Origin of the sequence: Microbacterium sp. SGAir0570 (genome assembly GCF_005491085.2) — a bacterium.
GTDB classification, from domain to species: domain Bacteria; phylum Actinomycetota; class Actinomycetes; order Actinomycetales; family Microbacteriaceae; genus Microbacterium; species Microbacterium arborescens.
In genome coordinates this window covers 779,670-800,912 of record NZ_CP027929.1, presented here as the reverse complement: position 1 = coordinate 800,912, position 21,243 = coordinate 779,670, and the positions used below count along the sequence as shown (strand labels likewise).

The 21,243-nt window shown below is 71.2% G+C and carries 24 protein-coding genes; 11 read left to right on the top strand and 13 right to left on the bottom strand.

The features are described from left to right. Positions 1-141: 141 nt before the first annotated feature. From C1N74_RS16590 to C1N74_RS03675, 4 genes are all read right to left on the bottom strand, one after another. Positions 142-501: a hypothetical protein gene (locus tag C1N74_RS16590; protein WP_023952255.1), complete on the bottom strand. Its 360-nt coding sequence runs from the start codon at positions 499-501 to the stop codon at positions 142-144. Then, entirely contained in the window at positions 498-728 is a 231-nt protein-coding gene (locus tag C1N74_RS03685) for a hypothetical protein (RefSeq protein WP_064956107.1), read from the bottom strand. The genes C1N74_RS16590 and C1N74_RS03685 overlap by 4 nt, the downstream gene beginning before the upstream one ends. A 113-nt stretch (positions 729-841) precedes the next feature. Beyond that, complete coding sequence (locus C1N74_RS03680) at positions 842-1,135, bottom strand: GNAT family N-acetyltransferase (protein WP_023952259.1); 294 nt, start codon at positions 1,133-1,135, stop codon at positions 842-844. Beyond that, the gene (locus C1N74_RS03675; RefSeq protein ID WP_023952261.1) at positions 1,132-1,698 is read right to left on the bottom strand and encodes a putative adenylate kinase; all 567 of its coding nucleotides are present in this window, start codon (positions 1,696-1,698) and stop codon (positions 1,132-1,134) included. Before C1N74_RS03675 ends, C1N74_RS03680 begins: the two co-directional genes overlap by 4 nt. A 403-nt stretch (positions 1,699-2,101) precedes the next feature. On the opposite strand from C1N74_RS03675, the gene C1N74_RS03670 reads away from it, so the two are divergent. The 3 genes from C1N74_RS03670 to C1N74_RS03660 all read left to right on the top strand — a co-directional run bounded on the left by C1N74_RS03670 (position 2,102) and on the right by C1N74_RS03660 (position 4,098). Further along, on the top strand, positions 2,102-2,794 hold the full coding sequence (locus C1N74_RS03670) for a winged helix-turn-helix domain-containing protein (protein ID WP_137749994.1): 693 nt from the start codon (positions 2,102-2,104) through the stop codon (positions 2,792-2,794). A 100-nt stretch (positions 2,795-2,894) separates the two neighbouring features. Then, the gene (locus C1N74_RS03665; protein ID WP_137750956.1) at positions 2,895-3,854 is read left to right on the top strand and encodes a DNA-3-methyladenine glycosylase; all 960 of its coding nucleotides are present in this window, start codon (positions 2,895-2,897) and stop codon (positions 3,852-3,854) included. A 25-nt stretch (positions 3,855-3,879) separates the two neighbouring features. Continuing rightward, positions 3,880-4,098 (top strand): hypothetical protein, encoded by a 219-nt coding sequence (locus C1N74_RS03660; protein WP_023952268.1) that lies wholly within the window; start codon positions 3,880-3,882, stop codon positions 4,096-4,098. Positions 4,099-4,210: 112 nt separating this feature from the next. Here C1N74_RS03660 and C1N74_RS03655 read toward each other — a convergent pair whose 3' ends face one another. The 4 genes from C1N74_RS03655 to C1N74_RS03640 are packed head-to-tail and all read right to left on the bottom strand — an operon-like array spanning position 4,211 to position 7,998. Next, positions 4,211-4,969: an ABC transporter ATP-binding protein gene (locus C1N74_RS03655; protein WP_137749993.1), complete on the bottom strand. Its 759-nt coding sequence runs from the start codon at positions 4,967-4,969 to the stop codon at positions 4,211-4,213. After that, positions 4,966-5,988 (bottom strand): iron chelate uptake ABC transporter family permease subunit, encoded by a 1,023-nt coding sequence (locus C1N74_RS03650; protein ID WP_088380456.1) that lies wholly within the window; start codon positions 5,986-5,988, stop codon positions 4,966-4,968. The genes C1N74_RS03655 and C1N74_RS03650 overlap by 4 nt, the downstream gene beginning before the upstream one ends. Then, entirely contained in the window at positions 5,981-6,955 is a 975-nt protein-coding gene (locus C1N74_RS03645) for an ABC transporter permease (RefSeq protein WP_114597970.1), read from the bottom strand. The genes C1N74_RS03650 and C1N74_RS03645 overlap by 8 nt, the downstream gene beginning before the upstream one ends. A 56-nt stretch (positions 6,956-7,011) precedes the next feature. Continuing rightward, complete coding sequence (locus C1N74_RS03640; protein WP_258317999.1) at positions 7,012-7,998, bottom strand: siderophore ABC transporter substrate-binding protein; 987 nt, start codon at positions 7,996-7,998, stop codon at positions 7,012-7,014. Positions 7,999-8,098: 100 nt separating this feature from the next. Here C1N74_RS03640 and C1N74_RS03635 point away from each other — a divergent pair, with 100 nt between their 5' ends. From C1N74_RS03635 to C1N74_RS03620, 4 genes are all read left to right on the top strand, one after another. After that, on the top strand, positions 8,099-8,884 hold the full coding sequence (locus C1N74_RS03635; RefSeq protein WP_137749991.1) for a siderophore-interacting protein: 786 nt from the start codon (positions 8,099-8,101) through the stop codon (positions 8,882-8,884). A gap of 126 nt (positions 8,885-9,010) precedes the next feature. After that, on the top strand, positions 9,011-9,550 hold the full coding sequence (locus C1N74_RS03630; protein WP_023952276.1) for a DUF805 domain-containing protein: 540 nt from the start codon (positions 9,011-9,013) through the stop codon (positions 9,548-9,550). Beyond that, the gene (locus C1N74_RS03625; protein WP_023952277.1) at positions 9,550-9,831 is read left to right on the top strand and encodes a DUF6412 domain-containing protein; all 282 of its coding nucleotides are present in this window, start codon (positions 9,550-9,552) and stop codon (positions 9,829-9,831) included. Before C1N74_RS03630 ends, C1N74_RS03625 begins: the two co-directional genes overlap by 1 nt. 120 nt (positions 9,832-9,951) lie before the next feature. Then, on the top strand, positions 9,952-10,677 hold the full coding sequence (locus tag C1N74_RS03620) for a membrane protein insertase YidC (protein WP_064956114.1): 726 nt from the start codon (positions 9,952-9,954) through the stop codon (positions 10,675-10,677). 90 nt (positions 10,678-10,767) lie between these two features. Here C1N74_RS03620 and C1N74_RS03615 read toward each other — a convergent pair whose 3' ends face one another. The 3 genes from C1N74_RS03615 to C1N74_RS03605 all read right to left on the bottom strand — a co-directional run bounded on the left by C1N74_RS03615 (position 10,768) and on the right by C1N74_RS03605 (position 14,567). Then, complete coding sequence (locus tag C1N74_RS03615) at positions 10,768-12,846, bottom strand: alpha/beta fold hydrolase (protein WP_137749990.1); 2,079 nt, start codon at positions 12,844-12,846, stop codon at positions 10,768-10,770. A gap of 23 nt (positions 12,847-12,869) precedes the next feature. Next, positions 12,870-13,700 carry an aldo/keto reductase gene (locus tag C1N74_RS03610; protein WP_036304662.1) on the bottom strand — a complete coding sequence of 277 codons (831 nt, stop codon included), beginning with the start codon at positions 13,698-13,700 and terminating at the stop codon, positions 12,870-12,872. A gap of 63 nt (positions 13,701-13,763) precedes the next feature. Continuing rightward, positions 13,764-14,567, bottom strand: coding sequence for a Cof-type HAD-IIB family hydrolase (locus C1N74_RS03605; RefSeq protein ID WP_088380449.1), 804 nt, complete (start codon positions 14,565-14,567; stop codon positions 13,764-13,766). Positions 14,568-14,687: 120 nt separating this feature from the next. Here C1N74_RS03605 and C1N74_RS03600 point away from each other — a divergent pair, with 120 nt between their 5' ends. The 4 genes from C1N74_RS03600 (at position 14,688) to C1N74_RS03585 (ending at position 18,939) form a co-directional block, all read left to right on the top strand. Further along, positions 14,688-15,956 carry a sensor histidine kinase gene (locus C1N74_RS03600; RefSeq protein WP_114597975.1) on the top strand — a complete coding sequence of 423 codons (1,269 nt, stop codon included), beginning with the start codon at positions 14,688-14,690 and terminating at the stop codon, positions 15,954-15,956. Continuing rightward, the gene (locus tag C1N74_RS03595; RefSeq protein ID WP_137749989.1) at positions 15,944-16,621 is read left to right on the top strand and encodes a response regulator transcription factor; all 678 of its coding nucleotides are present in this window, start codon (positions 15,944-15,946) and stop codon (positions 16,619-16,621) included. Before C1N74_RS03600 ends, C1N74_RS03595 begins: the two co-directional genes overlap by 13 nt. Then, positions 16,618-17,508 (top strand): DUF4097 domain-containing protein, encoded by an 891-nt coding sequence (locus tag C1N74_RS03590; protein WP_137749988.1) that lies wholly within the window; start codon positions 16,618-16,620, stop codon positions 17,506-17,508. The genes C1N74_RS03595 and C1N74_RS03590 overlap by 4 nt, the downstream gene beginning before the upstream one ends. Positions 17,509-17,727: 219 nt before the next feature. Continuing rightward, positions 17,728-18,939, top strand: a complete 1,212-nt coding sequence (locus tag C1N74_RS03585) for an MFS transporter (RefSeq protein ID WP_023952290.1) — start codon at positions 17,728-17,730, stop codon at positions 18,937-18,939. Here the strand turns inward: C1N74_RS03585 and C1N74_RS03580 are convergent. After that, positions 18,914-20,317: an MFS transporter gene (locus C1N74_RS03580; protein WP_308457273.1), complete on the bottom strand. Its 1,404-nt coding sequence runs from the start codon at positions 20,315-20,317 to the stop codon at positions 18,914-18,916. The genes C1N74_RS03585 and C1N74_RS03580 overlap by 26 nt on opposite strands. Positions 20,318-20,374: 57 nt before the next feature. After that, complete coding sequence (locus C1N74_RS03575; protein ID WP_137749987.1) at positions 20,375-21,205, bottom strand: hypothetical protein; 831 nt, start codon at positions 21,203-21,205, stop codon at positions 20,375-20,377. Positions 21,206-21,243: the final 38 nt, after the last annotated feature.

Sequence of the window (21,243 nt, the reverse complement as noted above, 5' to 3'; positions counted from 1 at the left end):
GGCTATGCCCGTCGAGAGATGCCGTGCGCGGCCTTGCACTGTCGGCCCGGGCCCCGTAGAGGCCGGGCTCCCGGAGAGGCCCGGGCGCCACCACGACGAATGCCCCGGGACCGTGCCCCGGGGCATTCGCGATGTCATTCGTCAGTCGGCGGCGAGGTCGTCGACGATTCGCGCGATCTCGTCGTCGCCGACGTTCAGGCCGACCTCCGAGACGCGCTGACGCACGTACTTCTCGACCGTCGCGCGGTTCTCGCCCGGGAGATCCGCGCGCAGCTGCGCGACGAGCCCGTCGAGGCGCTCCTGCTCGGTCGTGTCGTGCATTGACAGCGCCGGACCGTCCTGCACGCCCGGAGGCGAGACCGGGGTGTCCTCCTTCGGAGGCGTCACGTCGCCGCCGGTTCCCGCAGATGTCGCCCGCGTGCCGCCGCGACCGGTCTCGGGAGCGTCCTGCGTCGCGGAGTCCGAGACGCTCGAGTCGATCTCGTCGGCCTGACCGCTCATCGCTGCTCCTCCTCGTCTGCCTGCTCGTCGGTGACGAGGTCGGGGTCCAGGCCCTGCTGGATCTCGGCGCTCTCGACGAAACCGTCCGGGCTGTCGCCGTCGGGCATCGGGACGTCGGCGGGGCTGTCCGCGTCGCGGACGGCGTCGTCTTCGGCTTCGCTCGCGGCGAGCGAGGTGGCACCGGCGCCGTCGGGGTCGACGACGCCCTCGGGAAGATCGCGGTTCATGACTGTCTCCTTCGATCGATCGCCCCAGTCTGGCCCCGGCATCCTCTCGCGAGCACCGTCTTGACAGGCGCGCGCCGAGGGACGTATCCCGCCGCCTCGAAACGACGCGGCGGTCAGCTGCGCGGCGTCAGAATGTCCGCGCGCTCGGGGTGCGCCTCGAACCAGTCGGCGACGTACCAGCAGACCGGGCTGATCGTCCGGTCGCCGAGAGTCTCGATGTCGGCCACGGCGCGCTCGACGACCTCCGCCGCATAGCCGTGCCCGCGGAAGGTGGGGATCGTGTAGGCGCGAGTGAGCGCCACGGTGCGCCCGTCGTCGCGGTAGTCGAGCACGCTGACGAGGTCGTCTCCCCGGTGCAGCGCGTAGCGCGAGGCGTCCTTCTCATTCGTGAATGTCAGATCGCTCATGGGCCCACGCTACGCCCGGCCGGCGGCAGCGAGGCCAGCCAGGCGTCGATCTCCGAGCGATCGCGCAGCCGCACGATCCGCTCCCCCGCGGCGATGCGCCCGAGCATGCGCTCGCGCGTGACGGGATGGTTGGTCCACGCGAACCGGATGATGTTCCGCTCCGGGTGCCATCTCAGGAGATTTCGTGCGCGCTCGCGGTTGCCGTGCCACAGCTCCTCGCGCCGCACCACTCGGCGCAGCGTCCGCCCGACGACCTGACGCATCACACGTCGGCGCGGCAGGTCGAGCCACACGACCGTGTCGGCGCCGTCCGGTGAGCCCGGATCGAGCATGTCGCCCAGACGCGACGTCCAGTTGCCGTCCGCGACCCACCCGTCCGGATGCTGCCGCACGAACGCCCGGACCCGGGCGCGGGCCTCGTCGAGGTCGCGCATCCGCCAGTCGGCGTCCCAGAAGACGGCGTCGAGCTCGAGCCGCGGCAGCCCCGTCCGCGCCGAGACACGGTCCGCGAGCACGCTCTTCCCCGAGCCGGAGGTGCCGACGATCCGGATCCGCGTAGCCACGATCGTGCACCGTAGCGAGGATTGAGCAATCTGTCACATTCCGTCATCGAAGGACGCGAGGCACTGGTGTGTTTGACACATCCGGACACGGATCGTCATAATCAACCCCATGACTGACATCGCACGCACTCTGTCCGCCCGGGAGGCGAACGGAACTGCCGACATCATGATGATGTCGCAGCGTGCTGTCATGTGTTGCCGAATGTGCCGCTGACAGGTGAACCCCGCCTGATCCTCCGCCGCTTCTGAACGCGGCCGCGGATCCCCGAGTTCCGATGGCCCGGCCCACAACGCCGACATCCGGATGCTCGCTCACCGGCCCCCGCTGGGCCTCACGCAACGCACACCCGAACCCGCCGCAGGCTCTGACAGCCCGGGTTCACGTTCCGAGGACGAACCTCCCATGTCGAACACCGCTCTTCTCGCCCCCGCCGCCCCCGCTCGTCACCTTCGCGCCGTCGAGACGCCTCCCCCGGCACCCGCCGCCGCGGCCTCGACCGCGCCGCGCGGCTTCGCCCTGTACGTCGGCATCGACGAGGCCAAGGCCGCCGCCGACGGCGTCTCGCTCTCGACGCTCGTCGAGGCCCTGCGCCGTACGCTGAGCGAGCTCGCCCCCCACGCCGAGACCTACGCGACCGTCGCCCTGGCACCGGTCGGCGCCGGAGGACGCGACGTCGACGTCGTCCGCCTCGCGCTGCACGAGCCCAGCGCGGTCGCCCGCACGAAGCAGGAGGTCCCGGCGGAGGACCACGTCCCCGGCGGCGTGACCGTCGACATCTCGCGCAAGCGCGTCTTCATCGACGGCGAGTCCGCCGCCTTCACCTTCAAGGAGTTCGAGCTGCTGCAGTACCTCGTGCTGCGCGAGGGACGCACGATCGAGCGCTCCGAGCTCGTCGAGTCGCTGTGGAACAACGGGTCCGACGAGGAGGCGCCGGGAGAGCGCACGATCGACGTCCACGTCCGCCGTCTGCGTGCAAAGCTCGGGCGCTACGAGGACATCGTGCGCACCGTCCGCGGCGTCGGCTACCGGTTCGACCGCCACGCCGACGTGGTCATCCGCTACGGCCACGGCACGCCGTCGCCCGACCGCTTCTGACGCGCCCCACCCGACCGGGGTGCCGATCGACGCCGCTCACGGCGGGATGTCGGAGGTTCCGACGTAGGGTGTCGGCATGAGCGCGGTGACGACGGGACGGATGCCGGGTCGCCGCCCGGCGATCCGCGGTCTCGATGCCGCGCCGCCGTCGTCGCCCCCGATCGAGACCGAGTACCGGCCGGCTGCGCCGATCGACGTCGCCCGCGCCGTGCGCCACCAGCAGCACGGGGCCCACGATCCCACGATGACCACGTCGGGCGAGGTGATCTGGCGCGTCAGCCGCACGCCGCGCGGGGTCGCGACGCTCGCTCTGCGGGTGGGGCGCTCGCTCGTGAGAGCGGCCGCGTGGGGCCCCGGCGCGGAGTGGGCGATCGAGCAGCTGCCTCGGCTGTGCGGCGGTGACGACGATCCTGAGGGCTTCGACGGGACGCGGCATCCGCTCATCGCCGACATCCACCACCGGCATCCCGACATCCGCCTCGGCGCGACCGACCTCGTCTTCGACGACCTCGCGAGCGCCGTCTTCGAGCAGAAGGTGACGGGGCTGCAGGCGTTCGGTGCCTGGCGTGCGATCGTCACCTGGTACGGCGAGCGCGCCCCCGGTCCCACGCCGCGCCCGATGTTCGCACCTCCCGCGGACTGGCACCTCATCCCGAGCTGGGCGTGGCATCGCGCCGGCCTCGAGCCACCGCAGTCACGCACCGTCGTGCGCGCGGCCCAGCGGCGCGCCTCGATCGAGCGTGCGGTCGCCGGGGCCCACGGCGGCGACGAGCACGAACGCATCCTGACCTCCCTGCCGGGGATCGGTCCGTGGACGTCGGCGGAGACCCGCATCCGCGCCTTCGGCGACCCCGACGCCGTGAGCGTGGGCGACTACCACCTGTGCCACACCGTGGGCTACGCCCTGACGGGCCACCGCGTCGACGACGACGGGATGCTCGAACTGCTCGAGCCGTGGCGGGGCCACCGGCAGCGCGTCATCCGGCTCATCTACGCCGGCGGCGTGTTCGAACCGCGCCGCGGCCCGCGCCTGCATCCCGAAGACCATCGCGACCGCTGAGGCAGCCGCGTCGTAAGCTCGGGGCATGGCGAATCGGGGATGGCAGCGCGGACACACCTACTGGGCACTCGGCGCCGCCCTCGTCTTCGTGCTGGGCATCGTGTTCGGCCTCGTGATGAACAACGTGTGGCTGGGTCTCGTGCTCGCCGCGGCGATCTCGGTGGGATGGCTCATCGCCTACGAGTCGCGCCGGGGACGCAACGAGGGCGTCTACGATCGCGACGACGACGGCGCGCAGCTCTGACCCGCCGCATGAGCCACCTCACCTGACACTTCGCGCCCCATCCATGCACCGGATGCGGCCACAACTGCCAGGTGAAACCCACGCCAGGTGAAATCCACTCGGTGCGCCGAGGTCAGCGGAAGTAGACCGCGAGCGGGTACTCGCCGTCGTCGCGGACCGCGATCGGCGTCTGGAACACGCTCTCGAGCACATCGGGGCGCATGATCTCGCGCGGTGTCCCCGTGCACGCCACCGTTCCCCCGGTGAGGGCGACGATGCGGTCGGCATAGGCGGCGGCGAAGTTGATGTCGTGGATGACGACGACCACGGTCTTGCCCAGTTCATCCGCCGCCCGTCGCAGCTGTCGCATCATCCCGACGGCGTGGCGCATGTCGAGGTTGTTGAGCGGCTCGTCGAGCAGGATGCAGTCGGTGTCCTGAGCGAGCACCATCGCGACGTAGGCGCGCTGGCGCTGCCCGCCGGAGAGCTGATCGAGGTAGCGGTGGGAGAGATCCTCCAGATCGAGGAAGCGCAACGCCTCGTCGACGTGGCGCCGATCGTCGGGGGTGAGGCGTCCTCCGGACTGGGGGAAGCGCCCGAAGCCGACGAGATCGCGCACCGTGAGCCGCGTGACGAAGTGGTTCTCCTGCCGCAGGATCGACACGACGCGCGCCAGCTCGCGGCTCGGGGTGCGCGCGACATCGAGACCGCCGACGGTGACCGTGCCCGTTGTCGGCTCGGTCAGGCGCCCGACGATCGTGAGCAGCGTGGACTTGCCGGCGCCGTTGGGCCCGACGAGGGCGGTCACCCCGCCGGCCGGGATCCGGAGGTCGATGGGACCCAGCACGCGCAGGCCGCCGTAGGACTTCGAGACGTCGGTGAGGGTGATCACAGCGCGCCCTTTCGCAGAAGGTAGACGATGAAGAAGAGCCCGCCGACGAACTCGATGATCACGGTGAGCATGCCCGCCGCGTAGAACACGTGCCGCAGCACGAAGTAGCCGCCGAGGAGCGTCGTCATCCCCAGCAGAGCCGCGAACGGGAGGACGACGGCGTGCCGGGACGATCCGGCGAGCTGATACGCGAGTGTCGCGACGATGAACCCGAAGAAGGTCATCGGCCCGACGAGCGTCGTGGAGACCGAGATGAGCACCGCCACGAGGATCAGCAGGACGGTGACTTCGCGCTTGTAGGCGAGTCCGAGATTGGTGGCGACGTCGCGACCGAGGGTCAGCACGTCGAGACGGCGGCGGCGGCGCCACACCACGACGAGGACGACACCGACGATCGCCGCAGCCCACGGCAGGTACTCGGGGTTCGAGTTGCTCAGGTTGCCGAACAGCCGTGCCGAGAGCAGATCGAAGTCACTCGGCGTCAGCAGCCGCTGCATCACCGTGGAGAGTGAGCCGAACCCGACCCCGAGCACGATGCCGATCAGCAGCATGATGTGCAGGTTTCCCCGCTTGCCGGCGAAGAGCCATCCGTATAGGAGGGTCGCGAAAGCCACCATCAGCACGCTCTGGAGAGCCACCTTGGCGAGTCCGTCGGTCGCCGCAAGCGCAGCTCCCCCGAAGAAGAACACCAGGCCCGTCTGCATCACGACGTAGAGCGCGTCGAACCCCATGATCGAGGGCGTGAGGATGCGGTTGCCCGTCGCCGTGTGGAACAGCACCGTCGCGACCGCCTGGCAGCAGGCCACGATCGCGACCGTCGTAACCGTCGTGACCCGCAGATCCACGGCGAGCCAGTAGCCGCGTTGCGCCGGATCGAGGGGGATGTTCCAGGTCAGCAGCAGGACGGCGGCCGCGACGACCGCGACGGCGAGGACGACGAACCGCAGCCACACCCGTGGTCGCCGCGTCGCAGCATCCGCGGACGACGCGCGCACGGTGCCGCGCACGGCCTCAGCCATCGTTCCCGCGCTGCCGGAGGAGCAGCATGACGAACACGGCCGCGCCGAGGACGCCGAGAATCATCGAGACCGGCACCTCGAACGGCATCCGGATGACGCGGCCGACGATGTCGCAGACGACGATGACAGCCACTCCGCCCAGACACACCCAGGGAAGGTTCGCGCGGAGGTTGTCCCCCCGCCACATCGACACGAGGTTGGGCACGATGAGCCCGAGGAACGGCAGGAAGCCCACGACGACGGTCGTGACCCCGGTCGCGACGGCGACGAGGGCCGTGCCGAGGAGGAGCACCCGGTCGTAGTCGACGCCGAGCGTCGTCGCGACATCCTTTCCGAGGCTCGCCGCCGTCAGCCGGTCGGCGAAGAGCGCGACGAGCACGACGACGACGCCGACGACCCACAGCACCTCGTAGCGGCCACGGACCACGGCGGTGAAGCTTCCCATGAACCAGGTGCCCAGCATCTGCAGGGCATTGGCGCTGACGGCGAGGTAGGTCGTGAAGGACGAGACGACGGCGCCGAGCATGATGCCGATGAGGGGCACGATCAGCGACGAGCGCAGCTGGATGCGGCGCAGGATCGCGAGGAAGACCAGCGTTCCGGCGAACGCCGCGATGCTCGCGACGACCATCCGCACGATCAGCGGCGCGTCGGGCACCAGGAGCACTGTCGCGAGGAGGCCGAGCGCGGCCCACTCCGTGGTCCCGGTGGTGGTCGGCTCGACGAAGCGGTTCTGGGTCAGCAGCTGCATGACGAGGCCGGAGACCGCCATCGCGCAGCCGGCGAGGACCAGGGCGAGCGTGCGCGGGATCCGCGTGATCCACAGCATCTCGGAGCCGACGCCGTCGGAGGTGAGGTCGTAGACGCCCACGAAGAGCGAGAGCACGACGAGACCGGCCACGACGATCATCGCGGCCGGGAGGGCGAGACGCCCGCGCATGCGGGCGGGGACGGTGAGCGCAGTCATGACGGGTTACGGGAGCCCCGCCCGGCGGTACCGGACGGGGCTCCCCGAGATGACGATCAGGCCGCCGCGGCGAACGCCGTCGCGATGTCGGCGTAGAGCGTGGTGTAAGCCTGGATGCCCTCGTCGAGGTAGAAGCTCGGCGCGAGGTACACGATCTGCCCCTTCTGCACGGCGGGAACGTTCTGCAGGGCCTCGGATCCCTCGATGAGCTCCTTCGCCGAGACGTAGCCGTCCTCGCCGAACATGGCGTCGCGATCGAGCACGATCAGCCACTCCGGGTTCGCCGCCGCGATCGCCTCGACGCTGATGTCGTCGCCGTGCGAGGCATTCTCCGCCCCGCGATCGATGCCGGGCACGAGACCGAGCGTGGGGAAGACGGCGCCGACGCCGCGCCCCTCCCCCGGCGCCGCGAACGAGATCTTGCCGCCCGAGGTGAGCAGGCCCACGACCGTGTCGGTGCCGTTGTAGGCCGCCTTCGCGTCTGCGACGGCGGAATCGAGGTCGTCGGCGAGCTTCTTCGCGTCATCCTCGCGGTCGAAGACCTGGCCGAGGATCTCGACCTGGCGCTTCAGTTCGGCGACCTGCTCCTCGCCCTCGCGCGCACTGGTCTCGATCGTCGCGGGCTGGATCGCCGTCAGGTCGTCGTAGATGTCGCGGAAGCGGTAGCCGCCGACGATGAGGTCGGGCTGCGCCGAGATGATGGCCTCGAGGTCGGGCTCGCGGTGCAGCCCGACGTCGAGCACGTCGTCGCCGCCGGACAGGTTGGGCCACAGGTCGTACATCAGCGGCTTCGGTGCCGCCACGAGCTCGATATCCCAGTCGCTCAGTGTCTGGAACGTCGTGTTGTCGAGCGCCACGACGCGTTCGGGGGCGACAGGAACCTCGATCTCGCCGTGGTTGTCGGTCACCGTCACGGTCGCGGCCGAGGTCGCGTCGCCGCCGGGCTCGGCGTCCGGACTGGCCGACGACGCGCACCCGGCGAGGCCGAGGGCTGCGACGAGCGCGATCGAGACGAGTGCGGGACGGCGGAATGCATGGCTCACGTGACGTATCTCCTGGTGCGGTGCGTATCGGATGCTGGTCGACGGGCGACCGGATGCCGGGATCGAGACCCCGACGGCTGTGTAGGTTAGCCTAACCTTCATGTCCGCATCGACCGCAACCCCCTCGTTCCGGATCGCTCGCCGAGCGCTCGACCTGCGCTTCCGCTTCGTCCGCCTGGCAGCCCGACGATGGCTCACTCCGGCCTATGTCCGCGTGCGGCTCGAGGGCGCCGACCTGCGGGACTTCGATTCCCCGGGCTGCGACGACCACGTCCGCGTGTTCTTCCCCGACGTGGCCCCCGAGAGCATCGACGAGATGCGGGCGGCACCGAGCCGCGAGTACACCCCGCTCGCCTGGGACGCCGACGAGGGCTGGCTCGATCTCGAGTTCGCCCTGCACGGTGACGGCGTGGCTGCGGACTGGGCGGCGACGGCGGAGATCGGGTCGACGATCGGCATCGGCGGACCGCGCGGATCCGCGGTGCTCACGGGGCGCCCCGACGGCTGGTTCCTGGCCGGAGACGAGACCGCCGTGCCTGCGATCCGGCGATTCGCCCATCACATGGATGCCGCCGCCGTCGGGCGCGTGCTCATCGAAGTGCCCGACGGTGATCACGAGCTGCCCATCTCCACGCCCCCGGGCGTCGTCGTCGAGCAGGTGCACCGCGGATCGGCATCCGCCGGCGCTGCGCTCGCCGCTCGTCTCGCCGCGCTCGGCGACGGGGACCGACCGGCCGGCGCCGTGTTCGGTTTCGTGGCCGCCGAGCAGTCGATCGTGCGACCGGCTCGAGCGCTGCTCCTCGACCGCTGGCGCCTCGACCCCGAGCGGATCACCGTCAAGGGTTACTGGAAGCGTGGCGAGCCCGAGTATCACGCACCCCACTGAGCCCTCGGAGTCGCTTCACCTGGCACTTCCCGCCCACTCACCACGCGGGATGGGGCCAGAGCTGACAGGCGAAGACCGCCCCGCGCCGCGCCGCCCCGCGCCGCGCCGCTCCGCTAGCATCGCGGGATGGAGGCCGTCTCGACAGCACCGCTGCCGAACGCTTCGCTGCCCCAGGCGATGCGACGTTTCGTCGCGCACGCCTTCCGTCTGCGCGGGCGCGCGAGCCGCAGCGAGTACTGGTGGTGGATGGCGGTCGGGTTCGCCGCCGCCGTGATCTTGCTTCTCGTGATCCCCCGGATGCTGTCGGGGCGCTGGCCGCAGCTCGATCTCGGCCTCCACCCCTTCGGCTGGTGGGGATGGCGCGGCCTCGAGCTCTTCGGACCGATCGCTCCGACCGATCCGCTCTCCGCTCTTCTGGGCGTCTACCTCTGGGCTTCGGCCGTGTGGGTCGCCCTGACGGTCGTCCCCGGTTTCACCGTGGCGGTGCGGCGGCTGCACGACTCCAACCTCTCGGGATGGTGGGTGCTGCTGAACCTGCTGCCGGTGGGCGGCTTCATCCTGCTCCTGCTCGCCCTGCGACGGTCGCGCCCCGAGGGCGCTCGTTTCGACGGGGATGCCGCCCTGTTCGAGCGCGCCGCCGGCGGAGTGCGGACCGAGGTGGTGTGATGCCCTTCCTCTCCGTGCTCCCGATGCTGCTGTCGATCGTCGGCGCCCTGTCGCTCGGTGATTCGAGCGGGCTCGCTGCGGCGACCGCGGTGGCGCTGCTCGCGATCGCGATCGCGGTCGTCTCGGTTTCGGCGACCGCCGCCACGACGGGGCCCGCGGGCTCGCGACGACCACACCCCCGGCGGTCGATCTCACCCTCGACGCTGCTGGCGCAGAGCGACCCGGACGCTCCCGGGAGACGCCGCCCCCGCGCCCCGGGGCTCGCGGCCTCAGCCGCGTAGCCACGTCCGGAACGGCTTTACACCCGCGCGCACCCGCGCCCGAGGCCTCGCGCATCGCGCCGTCCGGCGTCCCCTCGCGGCTGATCCCCCGTGTGTTCAGCTTCGTCGATCGGACTCCTCATGGACCTGTATTCCTTCCCGCCCCTCGCCGCCGCGCTCGACGCGGTGGCCTCGACCCTCGCCGCGCTGACCGCGGCGCTCGAACCCGCGCTCGGCGGCCTCTCCGCCGCGGCATCCGTCATCCTGATCACCGTCGTCGTGCGCACCGCACTCATCCCCGCGGGCGTCGCCCAGGCGCGCGCAGACCGCGCTCGTGCGCGCCTGGCGCCCCGGCTGCGCGAGCTCCAGCAGCGACACCGCACCGATCGCGAGAGACTGCAGCGCGAGACGCTCAAGCTGTACCGCGACGAGAACGTCTCGCCGACGGCGGGCTGTCTGCCGCTGCTCGTGCAGGCCCCCGTCGTGGGACTGCTGTACGGCGTGTTCATCCACCCCACGATCGCGGGGCACGCCAACGGGCTGCTCGCCGAGACGCTCTTCGGGGTCCCCCTCGGGTCGAGCCTCGCGGGCACCGTCGCCTCGGGGGCGCTGCCGCTCACCACCGGCCTCGTGTTCGGCGTCGTCATCGCCTCGATCGCGCTCGTCGGCGAGCTGACGCGGCGCGCCTTCCGGGTGACGGATGCTCCGGCCGCCCTGTCGGGAGTGCTCGGGGTCGCGCAGTTCGCGACCGCCGTCATCGCGGTGTTCGTTCCCCTTGCGGCGGGCCTGTACCTGGTCGTGACGGTCGCCTGGACGCTGGTGCAGCGCCTCATCCTGCGCCGCATCCTTCCGCCCATCGCGGCGTGAACCCGCTCACCTGACAGGAGTGGCCCCCTCCCGCGCGGGGAAGCGGCCACTCCTGTCAAGCGAGGGCCGCGAAACGCGACCCGACGGCGCTCAGGCGCGCGCGGGCAGGTTCTCCTCGAGGAACGCGAAGACCGTCTCGTACCAGACGCGCGCGTTCTGCGGCGAGAGGATCCAGTGGTTCTCGTCGGGGTAGTACAGGAACCGGTGCGGGCTCGTGCCGTCTTCGGCGGCGTGATGCTCGTTGAGGTCGGCCCACAGCCGGAGCCCTTCGCCGATCGGCACGCGGTAGTCGCGGTCGCCGTGGATCACGAGCATCGGCGTCCGGATGTCGGCGACGAAACGATGCGGCGAGTTGGCGATCGCGCCCTCGGGGCTGAAGATGCTCTGCCAGTACGGCGCGAAGTCGGTCGTGCCGGCGAACTGGTCGAACGCCCACAGGCTCGCGTGGGTCACGATCGCGTCGAAGCGGTCGGTGTGCCCCGCCACCCAGTTCGCCATGTAGCCGCCGAACGATCCGCCCATCGCGGCCGTCCGGGTCTGGTCGATGTCATCGCGCGCGACGACCGCGTCGGTGATCGACATGAGGTCGGTGAAGGGCGCAGCACCCCAGGCATCCCAACCCCGGGCGATGAAGTCGAGCCCGTACCCGGTGGACAGGGCAGGGTCGGGCAGCAGCACCGCATAGCCTCGCGCGGCGGCCAGCAGCGGGCTCCAGCGCCAGCTCCACGCGTTCCAGCTGTTGAGCGGTCCGCCGTGGATCCACAGCAGAAGCGGCGCCGGGGTCGCGGCATCCGCTCCCTCGGGCAGCACGAGCCAGCCGCGCACGCGGGCTCCGTCGTCGGCGGTCGTCTCGACCTCGACCATCGAGGCGGTCGTCGCGGGCGACGGGGCCGGGCTCGCAAGGGGTGTCACGGCGCCGTCGGCTGCGATACGGACGGGATGCGGCGGTGTCATCCAGTTCGAGCGGAGCGCGACGACATCTGTCGTCCCGGAGACCGGCTCGACATGCGTGTACGCGAAGTCGTCCTGCGTGATCTGTGTGACCTCGTCGGCGTCACCACCGTCGAGCGGCACCGTGAAGACCGGGCCGCGACCATCGTGGTCGGCAGTCACGACGAGTGCGGAGTCGTCGTCGGCGAAGCGGATGCTGCTCGGCCACCGGTCCCAGCGCGACGCGAGGCGCTGCGCGCCGGAGCCGTCGAGGGCACCGGCCCACAGCTCCTGGTCGGCGGGACCCGCCGGAGTCGACTTCGCCGTGCGGACGTATGCGACCCGCGCGCCGTCGCGGCTGATCGCGGGCATCTCGACATCGACATCGGCCTCGTCACGGACGACGCGCAGCTCGCCCGTCGCGGTGTCGATCGCGACGAGACGGTACCGGGCGTCGCGTCCCTGCGGCTCGGGCACCGAGGCGATGAGGGTAGCGCCGTCGGGCGTCAGCGCCATTCCCGCCGTGCCCGCTACGCGGCCGCGGAGCAGAATGCGCGGTCGCGGCAGGCCCGCGGGGTACGGCTCATCGGCGGCCTCCGGTGCTGCCGTCGCGCCGACGACCTCGTCGACGGCCTGGTCGGCGGTCGCGATGACGGCGGGCGCGTCGGCCAGGTCGTTCAGGTCGAGGGCGAACAGCGCGGGCTCGTGGGGGCCGAGGTCGTGATCCCAGTAGCGCACGGGGTACGTGTCGTGGATGATCGCGGAGACCTTGAGCTTCTTCCGCTCCGCCCGCAGCTTCGCGTCGGCCTCGATCGTGGCGGCGTCGGGAAGCAGCGACGACGCGATGACGATGCGGTCGGAGTCCGTTGCCGTCACGACCGCGGAGACCCCGCCGGCCAGCCGGGTCACCGGACGCGCCTCGCCACCGGCGGCCGGGAGCAGCCAGAGCTGAGCGGGGGCGCCGTCCGCAGCGTCGTTGTCGGGACGTGCCGAGACGAACAGCAGGTCGCCGGAGGAGGTGAACACGGCCCCGGACTCGCCGGTGGTCGAACGGGTCAGCCGGCGCGGCACGCCGGTGCCGTCAGCGGGCACCGACCACAGCGAGCGCTCGTAGCCGGTGCGATCCTTCGTCAGGGTCGCGACCGTCAGCACGACGTGCGAGCCGTCGGGCGAGGTCGCCGCCGCGTCGATGCGGGGAAGGGCGTAGTAGTCGTCGAGAGAGTCGAACGGCGTCGTCATGCCTCCACGCTATCCGGCGCGGACTACATCTCCTCGTGCGTGTCGGGGTCGCCGTCCCAGAGCCGGCCGCGTTCGAGGGCGCTGATCGCCGTGATCTCGTCGCCGGTCAGCAGGAAGTCGAAGACGTCGGCGTTCTCGCGCTGGCGTACCGGGTCGGCCGACTTCGGGATCGGGGTCGACGACAGCTGTGTGTGCCAGCGCAGCACGACCTGGGTGCCCGTGACGCCGTGGGATGCCGCGATGTCGGCGATGACCTGCTCGTTCAGCAGCTCGCTGCGCCGTGCCAGGGGGCTCCAGCTCTCGGTGCGGATGCCGTTGGCGGCATGGAACGCGCGCAGTCCCGCCTGCGGGAAGTAGGGATGCATCTCGACCTGGTTGACCGCTGGGGCCACTCCGGTCTCCTCGATGAGGCGCGCGAGCATCGGCTCGGTGAAGTTCGACACCCCGACCGACCCGACCTGCCCCTCGTCGCGCAGCGCCAGCATTGCCCGGTAGGTCTCGAGCCACTTCCCCTGGCTGGGGTTCGGCCAGTGGATGAGGTAGAGGTCGATCTTCTCGACGCCCAGCCGGCCGAGCGACCCCTCGGCGCTGCGGATCGTCTCGTCGAAGCCGTGGTCGCGCCCCGGCACCTTCGTCGTGATGATCAGCTCGTCGCGGATGCCGCTGCGGCGCACGGCCTCGCCGACCTCCGACTCGTTCTGATAGTTCACCGCCGTGTCGAGCAGGCGGTAGCCGGAGTCGATCGCGGCGGCGATGGCGTCGACGCCCTCCGGGCCGCGCAGGTTGTAGGTGCCGAGCCCGAGCTCGGGAAAGTCGGAGCCGTCGTTGAGCGAGACCGTGGGAATCGTGACCATGCCGCACACGCTACGCCGTCACCGCGGTCTGCGGCGCGGGCTTGCGCAGACCGATCGCGCCGCTCAGCGCGCCAGGAACTCCTCGATCACGGTGAGCACTCCCGCCTCGGTGTGCGAGGGGGCGCTGTAGCGCGCGACCGCCGCGATCTCGGGGTGGGCCTCGGCCATCGCGTACGAATAGCGGGCCTGCTGGAGCAGCTCGAGGTCGTTGAGGTAGTCGCCGAACGCCATCGTGTGCTCGGGCCCGATCCCGAGCGTCTCCTGCAACCGCGACAGCGCCCGTCCCTTGTTGACCCCGGGGTTCATGATGTCGACCCAGTGCTGCCCCGACACCACGACCTGGTGGCTCTCGCGGAGGTCGAACAGCTCCGGTGCGACCGAGTCCTCGGCGAGCGCGAAGTCGTAGACGGCGAGCTTGAGGATCTCATCGTCGACCGACGTCAGGTCGTCGACGATCGCGAGCTCGGCGTAGTACGTGTCGGCCTCGGCGAGGAAGGCGGCGTCCGCGCGCTCGATGTACGCCGACCGTTTGCCGCAGACGACGAGGCCGACATCGAGGTGGTCGAGACCGCGGATGCGACGGACGACGGATGCCGCGAACTCCGCGTCGACGGCATCCGAGCTGACCTCCGCGCCGTCACGCACGACGTACGCGCCGTTCTCGGCGATGTAGTCCAGCTCGACCGGCGCATCGGCGAACTGCCGCCGCAGCGTCGCGAGCTGCCGCCCGCTCGCGGGAGCGAAGACGATGCCCCGGTCGCGGAGCCGCGGCAGCAGCCGCCACAGCCCGTCCGGGATGCGGCCGTCCGCGTCGAGGAGCGTGCCGTCCATGTCGACGGCGATCAGGCGGATGTCGGGAGAGGTCACTCCCCCATCCTCTCCGACGCGACCAGCCGGTGCGGCCGCGCCCTCCCGGGGGATAACCCGAACGCGGGTCTCCGGACCGCTCGCCTGCGCGGCACCGGGCCGCGGTCCTAGCGTGGAGCCATGACCACAGCCGTCGCCAGCACCGCCCCTCCATCCCGCGCCCTGACGTGGGCGCGCCCGCTCGGCGCGCTCGCCCAGCTCGCCGCCCTCGGCTTCGCGGGCACCGCCGCATTCACCGTCATCCTGACGCTCATGGCGGTCGGCATCGGCCTCACCCCGGCGCTCGGCCTCGGCCTGCCGATCCTCGTCGGCTTCGTCTACGCGCTCTGGCTGACCGGCTGGCTCGAGTACGCGCGTGTCGACGGCCTCTACGGATGGGGGCTGCCCCCGCTGTCGGCGCGCAGCAGCGGACGGCCCGGGTTCGGCGGCTGGCTGCGCACGGTCTGGCTGCAGTTCACCGACGGCCGGATGTGGCGCGGGGTCGCTCACGCGGCGATCTCGACCGTGCTGGGTCTCATCGTGCTGAGCCTGGCGAGCCTGCTCGCGTCGGGCGTCGCCCTTCTCTTCGCGCCGCTATACGCCACCAGCGACGTCACGATCGGGTCGACCTGGATCACCGTGCCGCTCGAGGGCGCCGTCGTGGCCGGCGTGCTGATGGTGATCGTGCCGGCAGCCGTGCTCGTGGGCATCGCTCTCCTGCACCGCATCCTCGCCACATCGATCCTCGTCCCCTCTCGCGAGGCCCAGCTCGTCGAAGCAGCACGCACCGCGGGCGTCCAGCGCGAGGGCGCGGTCCGTGCCGGAGAGCTCGAGCGCACCCGCATCGAGCGCGACCTGCACGACGGCGTCCAGCCCCGTCTGGTCTCGGTCGGCATGACGCTGGGACTGGCTCAGCAGAAGATCGACGACGATCCGGCTGCCGCGAAGGAGCTGCTCGCCGAGGCGCACACGTCGACGAAGGCGGCCATCACCGAGCTGCGTCAGCTCGCCCGCGGCATCCATGCCTCGGTGCTCGACGACCGGGGGCTCGACGCGGCGCTGTCGGCGCTCGCCGCCCGCTCGCACGTCCCCGTCAGCCTCGACGTGCGAGTCGATCAGCGCTGCAGCCGTACCGCCGAGGCGGCCGTGTACTTCGCCATCGCGGAATCGCTCACCAACGCCGCCAAGCACTCGCGGGCCGGGGAATGCCGCGTGGTGGTCCGCCATCGCGACGACCACACGCTCTGGGCGCGCGTCGAGGACAACGGCGTCGGAGGCGCCCGGGTCATCCCCGGAGGCGGGCTCGACGGAATCATCAACCGCATCACGGCGGCGGGCGGCACGACGCGTCTCGACAGTCCGGCCGGCGGACCGACCGCTCTGGAGGTGAGCGTCCCGTGCGCATCCTGATCTGCGAGGACTCCACGCTGCTGCGCGAGGGGCTGGTGCGGCTGCTGGCCGACGCGGGCCACGAGGTCGCCGCCGCCCTCCCCGACGCCGACGGCATCTCGGCCGCCGTGACCGAGACCAGTCCCGACCTCTGCATCCTCGACGTCCGGCTGCCGCCCACGTTCACCGACGAGGGCATCCGCGCGGCCCTCGCGCTGCGCGCCGAGAACCCGCGACTGCCGATCCTCGTGCTGAGCCAGTACGTCGAGGAGCGCTACGCGAGCGAGCTCATCACCTCGCAGGGAGCAGCCCTGGGCTACCTCCTGAAGGACCGTGTGGCCGACGTCGGCGAGTTCCTCGCGACGATCGAGCGCATCGGGTCGGGAGCCACGGTGCTCGACCCCGAGGTGGTCGCGCAGCTCCTGACGCGCCGTTCACGCGACGAGCGGATGTCGCGGCTCACCGAACGCGAGCGGACGGTGCTCGCCCTCATCGCCGAAGGCCGCAGCAACCAGGCCATCGCCGGGGCGATGTTCCTGAGCGAGGCGAGCGTCGAGAAGTACATCACCTCCCTTTTCCAGAAGCTCGATCTCGAGCAGGACGAGCACGGCAACCGTCGCGTGCTCGCCGCGCTCGTCCACCTCGAATACGGCGGCTCGCAGCCGCAGAACGGAACAGTCCGATGAGCTCGACCCTGACCCCGCCTCCCGCCACTCCGCCGCAACCTCCGGTCGAGCCGCCGGTCACGGGCGACATGCCGCCGGCCGGGCCGGCACCGTCCCGGGGACCGTCGTCATCCGCCCGGGTGATCGCGGGACTCACGATCGCCGCGGGAGCAGCCCTCGTCCTGTTCACCGCGGGCACGGGTGTCGTGTCGACCATCGTCGGCGGTGGTGCGGCGACCTCGACGATCTCCGCACCGACCGCGGGCGTGAACCTGCTCGAGATGGATGCCGCAGCAGCCGATGTCGAGGTCTCCTTCGGCGACGTCGACGAAGCGACGCTCACCGTGACCGGCACGGGAGGCGCCGAGGCGTGGGAGCTCGCCCGCGAGGGCGACCGCCTCGTGGTCGACTCCGACCGCGACTGGTGGAGCGGATGGCGCCTGTGGGGCGGATCGTCGCGGGCAACCCTCGTCCTGCCCGCAAGCCTCGCCGGGCTCGACGCCCAGCTGAGCGTCGGGGCGGGAGCGCTGCGTGCAGACGGCGAGTTCGGCGCGCTCGCGCTGCGAGCCGACGCCGGATCGGTCGATGCGGCCGGCTCCGCGACGAGTCTCGACGCGCGGGTGTCCGCCGGACGCGTGTCGGTCGACCTCGACGGTGTCCGCGAGGCGACCGTCGACGTCAGCGCCGGCCGGCTGTCGGGAACGCTGTCGGGCACCGCGCCGACGTCGGTGACGATCACCGCCGAGGCCGGCGGCGCCGACCTGACCCTCCCCCGCGGCGGCTACGCCGTCAGCGCGACGCAGGAGGCGGGCTCGGTCGTCAACGGCCTCACCGAGGACCCGTCATCGCGCAACCGCGTCGAGGTCCGGGTGTCGGCGGGCTCGGTCGTCCTGCGCGAGGGACGCTGAGGTCCGACGGGCGATTCTGAACGATCCCTATGCACCGCTGATGAGAAACGCTCACCCGTTGCATCCCGTTATCTGGCCGTTATAAATTCGAGGCACGCAGTTCCCCCGACTGCGCGGTGTGATCTCTGGTGCAAGGGATGACAGGGCCGGTCGACGATTCTGAGTCGGCCGGCCCTTCTCACGTCCGGCGGGCGATCGCGGCAGTCGTAGGCTGGCCGAGTGCGTGCGTTCACCGGTCATCTCCCCGGCTCGCCCGCCTACCGCCGGCTCATCGCCGGGCTGTTCTTCGCAGGCGTGGCGACCTTCGCCCAGCTGTACTCGCCGCAGGCCGTGCTCCCCTTCATCGGCTCGGAGTTCGGGGTCGAGCCGGCGACGGCAGCCCTCGCGGTCTCGGTCTCGACGCTCGGTCTCGCCGTCAGCGTCATCCCCTGGTCGGTCGTGGCCGACCGCATCGGCCGCGTGCCCGCGATGGCGATCGGGGTCATCGCCGCGACGGTGCTCGGCCTGCTCGCCCCCCTCGCCCCCACCCTGCCGCTACTGCTCGGCGCCCGGCTGCTCGAAGGCGCGGCGCTCGGCGCCGTGCCCGCCATCGCGCTGGCGTACCTGTCGGAAGAGGTCGACGCGGCCCACACCGCGACGGCGGCGGGCAGCTACATCGCCGGCACCACGATCGGCGGGCTGCTCGGGCGGCTCGTCGCAGGGCCGTTCGGCGACGTCGGCCTGTGGCGCGGCGGGGTCTTCGCGGTCGCAGCGGTGTGCGCCGCGTCGGCGGCGCTCTTCCTCTGGCTGACGCCGCCGGCACAGGGCTTCGCGCCGCAGCGGCGGACCGGCGCCTCGGGCCCGGCGCTGGTCGCCCGGCTCGTGACGAACCTGCGCGACCGCCGCCAGTTGGCTCTCTACGCGCAGGGGTTCCTGCTCATGGGCGGCTTCGTCGCGGTGTACAACTACCTCGGGTTCCACCTGGTGGCACCGCCGTACTCGCTGCCGCTGTGGGTCGTGAGCTTCCTCTTCCTCGCCTACCTCGCCGGGACCGTCGCCTCGCCGTGGGCCGGATCGCTCGCGGGGCGGCACGGCCGGCTGCCGGTGCTGTTGGCCGCACTGGCGGTCATGGCGATCGGCATCATCGTGACGGCCGTGCCCCACGTGATCGCGGTGCTCGTGGGGCTGCTGGTCCTGACCGCCGGCTTCTTCGGCGCTCACGCGATCGCCTCGGGCTGGGCTCCCGCTGCGGCCGCATCGCAGACGAGAGCTCAGGCCGCATCGCTGTACTACCTCGGCTACTACGGCGGCTCGAGCCTGTTCGGCTGGCTCCTGGGATACGCCTTCCACGATCTCGGGTGGCCCGGCGTCGCCGGATGCACCCTCGCGATGGTCGCGGTCGCCGGTCTGCTCGCGGTGCTCGGGCTCAGGGCGCCGCGTCGGGCTGCCTGACCGCGCCTGCGACCGGGACCACCGTCGCGTCCGCGGGATCGGGCGGCGGCGCGTCGGCGTACGCCCGACTCAGGCGCCGGTACTGCGGTGAGGCGAACGCGAGGATGACGATGAGGAGCATCAGGGCGCTCGCAGCGACGAAGGCCAGGGCGATGCCGCGAGCCTCACCGCCACCGAGCAGCCAGCCGAAGCTGCGTTCTCCGGCGTCGCTGCGCATGAAGGGGATGAGGCCGAACTGCGCGAGCGGTCCGATCAGGTACGCCGAGATCGGAGACGCCGCCGACTCGACCGACGCCGCGAACCCGAAGACGCGGCCCTGGGTGTGGAACGGCACGACGCGCTGGATGACGGTCTGCTCGGCGGCCTCGGCGACGGGCATGAGCATCATGAAGACGAAGATCCCGAGGGCGTACAGCCACCACCACTCGCGGATCGCGAACGTCATGCCGAGCACGGCGACGCCGACGTTGACGAGAAGCAGCGTGCGCACGGGATTGCGTCCGAGGCCGCGAGCGGCCACGAGCGCGCCGCCGAGGATGAATCCGGTGCCGGTGACCGCGAGCACGATGCCCCACGCCTCGACCGTGAAAAGCGTCAGCCCGTACGGATCCATGAGCGCCATGAACACCCCGCCGACGAGGTTGTTGAGGGTCGTGAACAGGATCAGAGCCAGCAGCCCGGGCACCGACCGGATCGCCGGGAGGACACCGCGGAACGTGAAGGCCGGCGTCACGGCCTCGTTCGCCGCGGTGACGCCGCGCTCGGGGATCGAGACGAAGGTCAGGTGGGCGAGGGCGGACGCGGTCGCGACGACCGCGATCACGACGGTCCAGCCCATTCCGAGGAGGCCGATCGAGAGACCCGAGAAGACGCTCGTGACGATGAACGCCACGCCCTGCACCGTTCCGACCAGGCCATTCGCCCGGTCGCGGCGGTCGCTCGGCACGAGCAGGGTGACGGTGGTCGATAGCGCGATGTTGCGCAGGTTCTCGACCACTCCCCCCACGAGGATCAACCCCGCGAAGACCCAGAACCACGGCCCGCCCCAATCGACGAGCACCGACTCCGGGAACAGCAGGTAGATCGCGCCGGCGCCGAGATAGGTCGACAGGGTGATGAGGCTCGAGAGCACCATCACCGCCTTCTTCTTCATGTGGTCGACGAGGGCCCCGAAGACCACCCCGAACACGGCGACGAGCAGCATGTACGACCCACCGATGATGCTGGTCGCCAGCACGTTCTGCGTCGCGAGGTACGCCCAGAACGTCAAGGCGAACCAGAGGAAGCTCGAGGTCACGTTCGCGAGCAGGGTGTTGCCGAGCACCTGGTGGAACGCGCGCATGCGCGAGGTCTCCACGGCACTGAGCGGGGCGGTCATGGGACGAACAGTAGACCCGGACGCCGACACGGAGAAGAGCGGATTCCGGGTCGCCCGTCAGGCTCGCAGCGCGGGGTCGGCGAGCGACCACTTCTGGGCGGTCTGCATCATCCAGAACACCAGGAACAGTGCCAGGGCGACGAGCTCTCCCGCCAGCACGACGGGAAGGTCGAACAGCACCGCCGACACGACAGTGGTGGCGAGGTCGAGCAGAAGCGCGATCGCCACGACGACGTACCCGATCCGCATCCGCTTCGCGGGTGGATGCGCGTCGGAGGGCCGAAGCGCCTCGGCCAGCGCGACGAGGGCGATGATGATGAAGAATCCGAACGCCGCGACGACGTGACCGTAGCGGACGAGCAGCTGCGGCACGAGCGCCCACACGAGGGCGACGCCCGCCAGCACCGCCGCCGCGAGGGCGAGGGTCGGCCCCGTGTCGCGGAGGGCGACGTCGCCGCGTCGCCCCAGCACGAGGCCGATCGCGAGCACGACGGCGCCGATCACGAGATAGGTCGCCAGGGCGTTGTCGAGGTCATCCGTGAACCCGGCGGGGAGGCACGGGGCGGCGCAGTCGACGACGATGCCGAGCACCTCGCCGGCCGAGATCGGCGTGGGGATGATGGCGATGAGCGGAGCCAGGAGCGCCGCGACATCCAGCAGCACCCGCTGCGGCCCCCGCCCGGAGAGGGCGAGCAGACAGGCCGCTGCCGCGACCAGGGCGGCGGAGAAGACGGTGCGGGCGGAGCTGTAGAAGTAGTGGCTGACGCTGGGGAGCACTCCCACGTCGGGGATCGCGAAGAGCACCGCGAGCATGATGGCCACCGGCGCGCCCGCGAGGGTCAGGCGCAGGTAGCGATACGTGCGCTGCGAGGTCGAGACGGCCGGCACGACGCCAGGCTAACGGCGGCGTCGGACGTCCGCCGCAT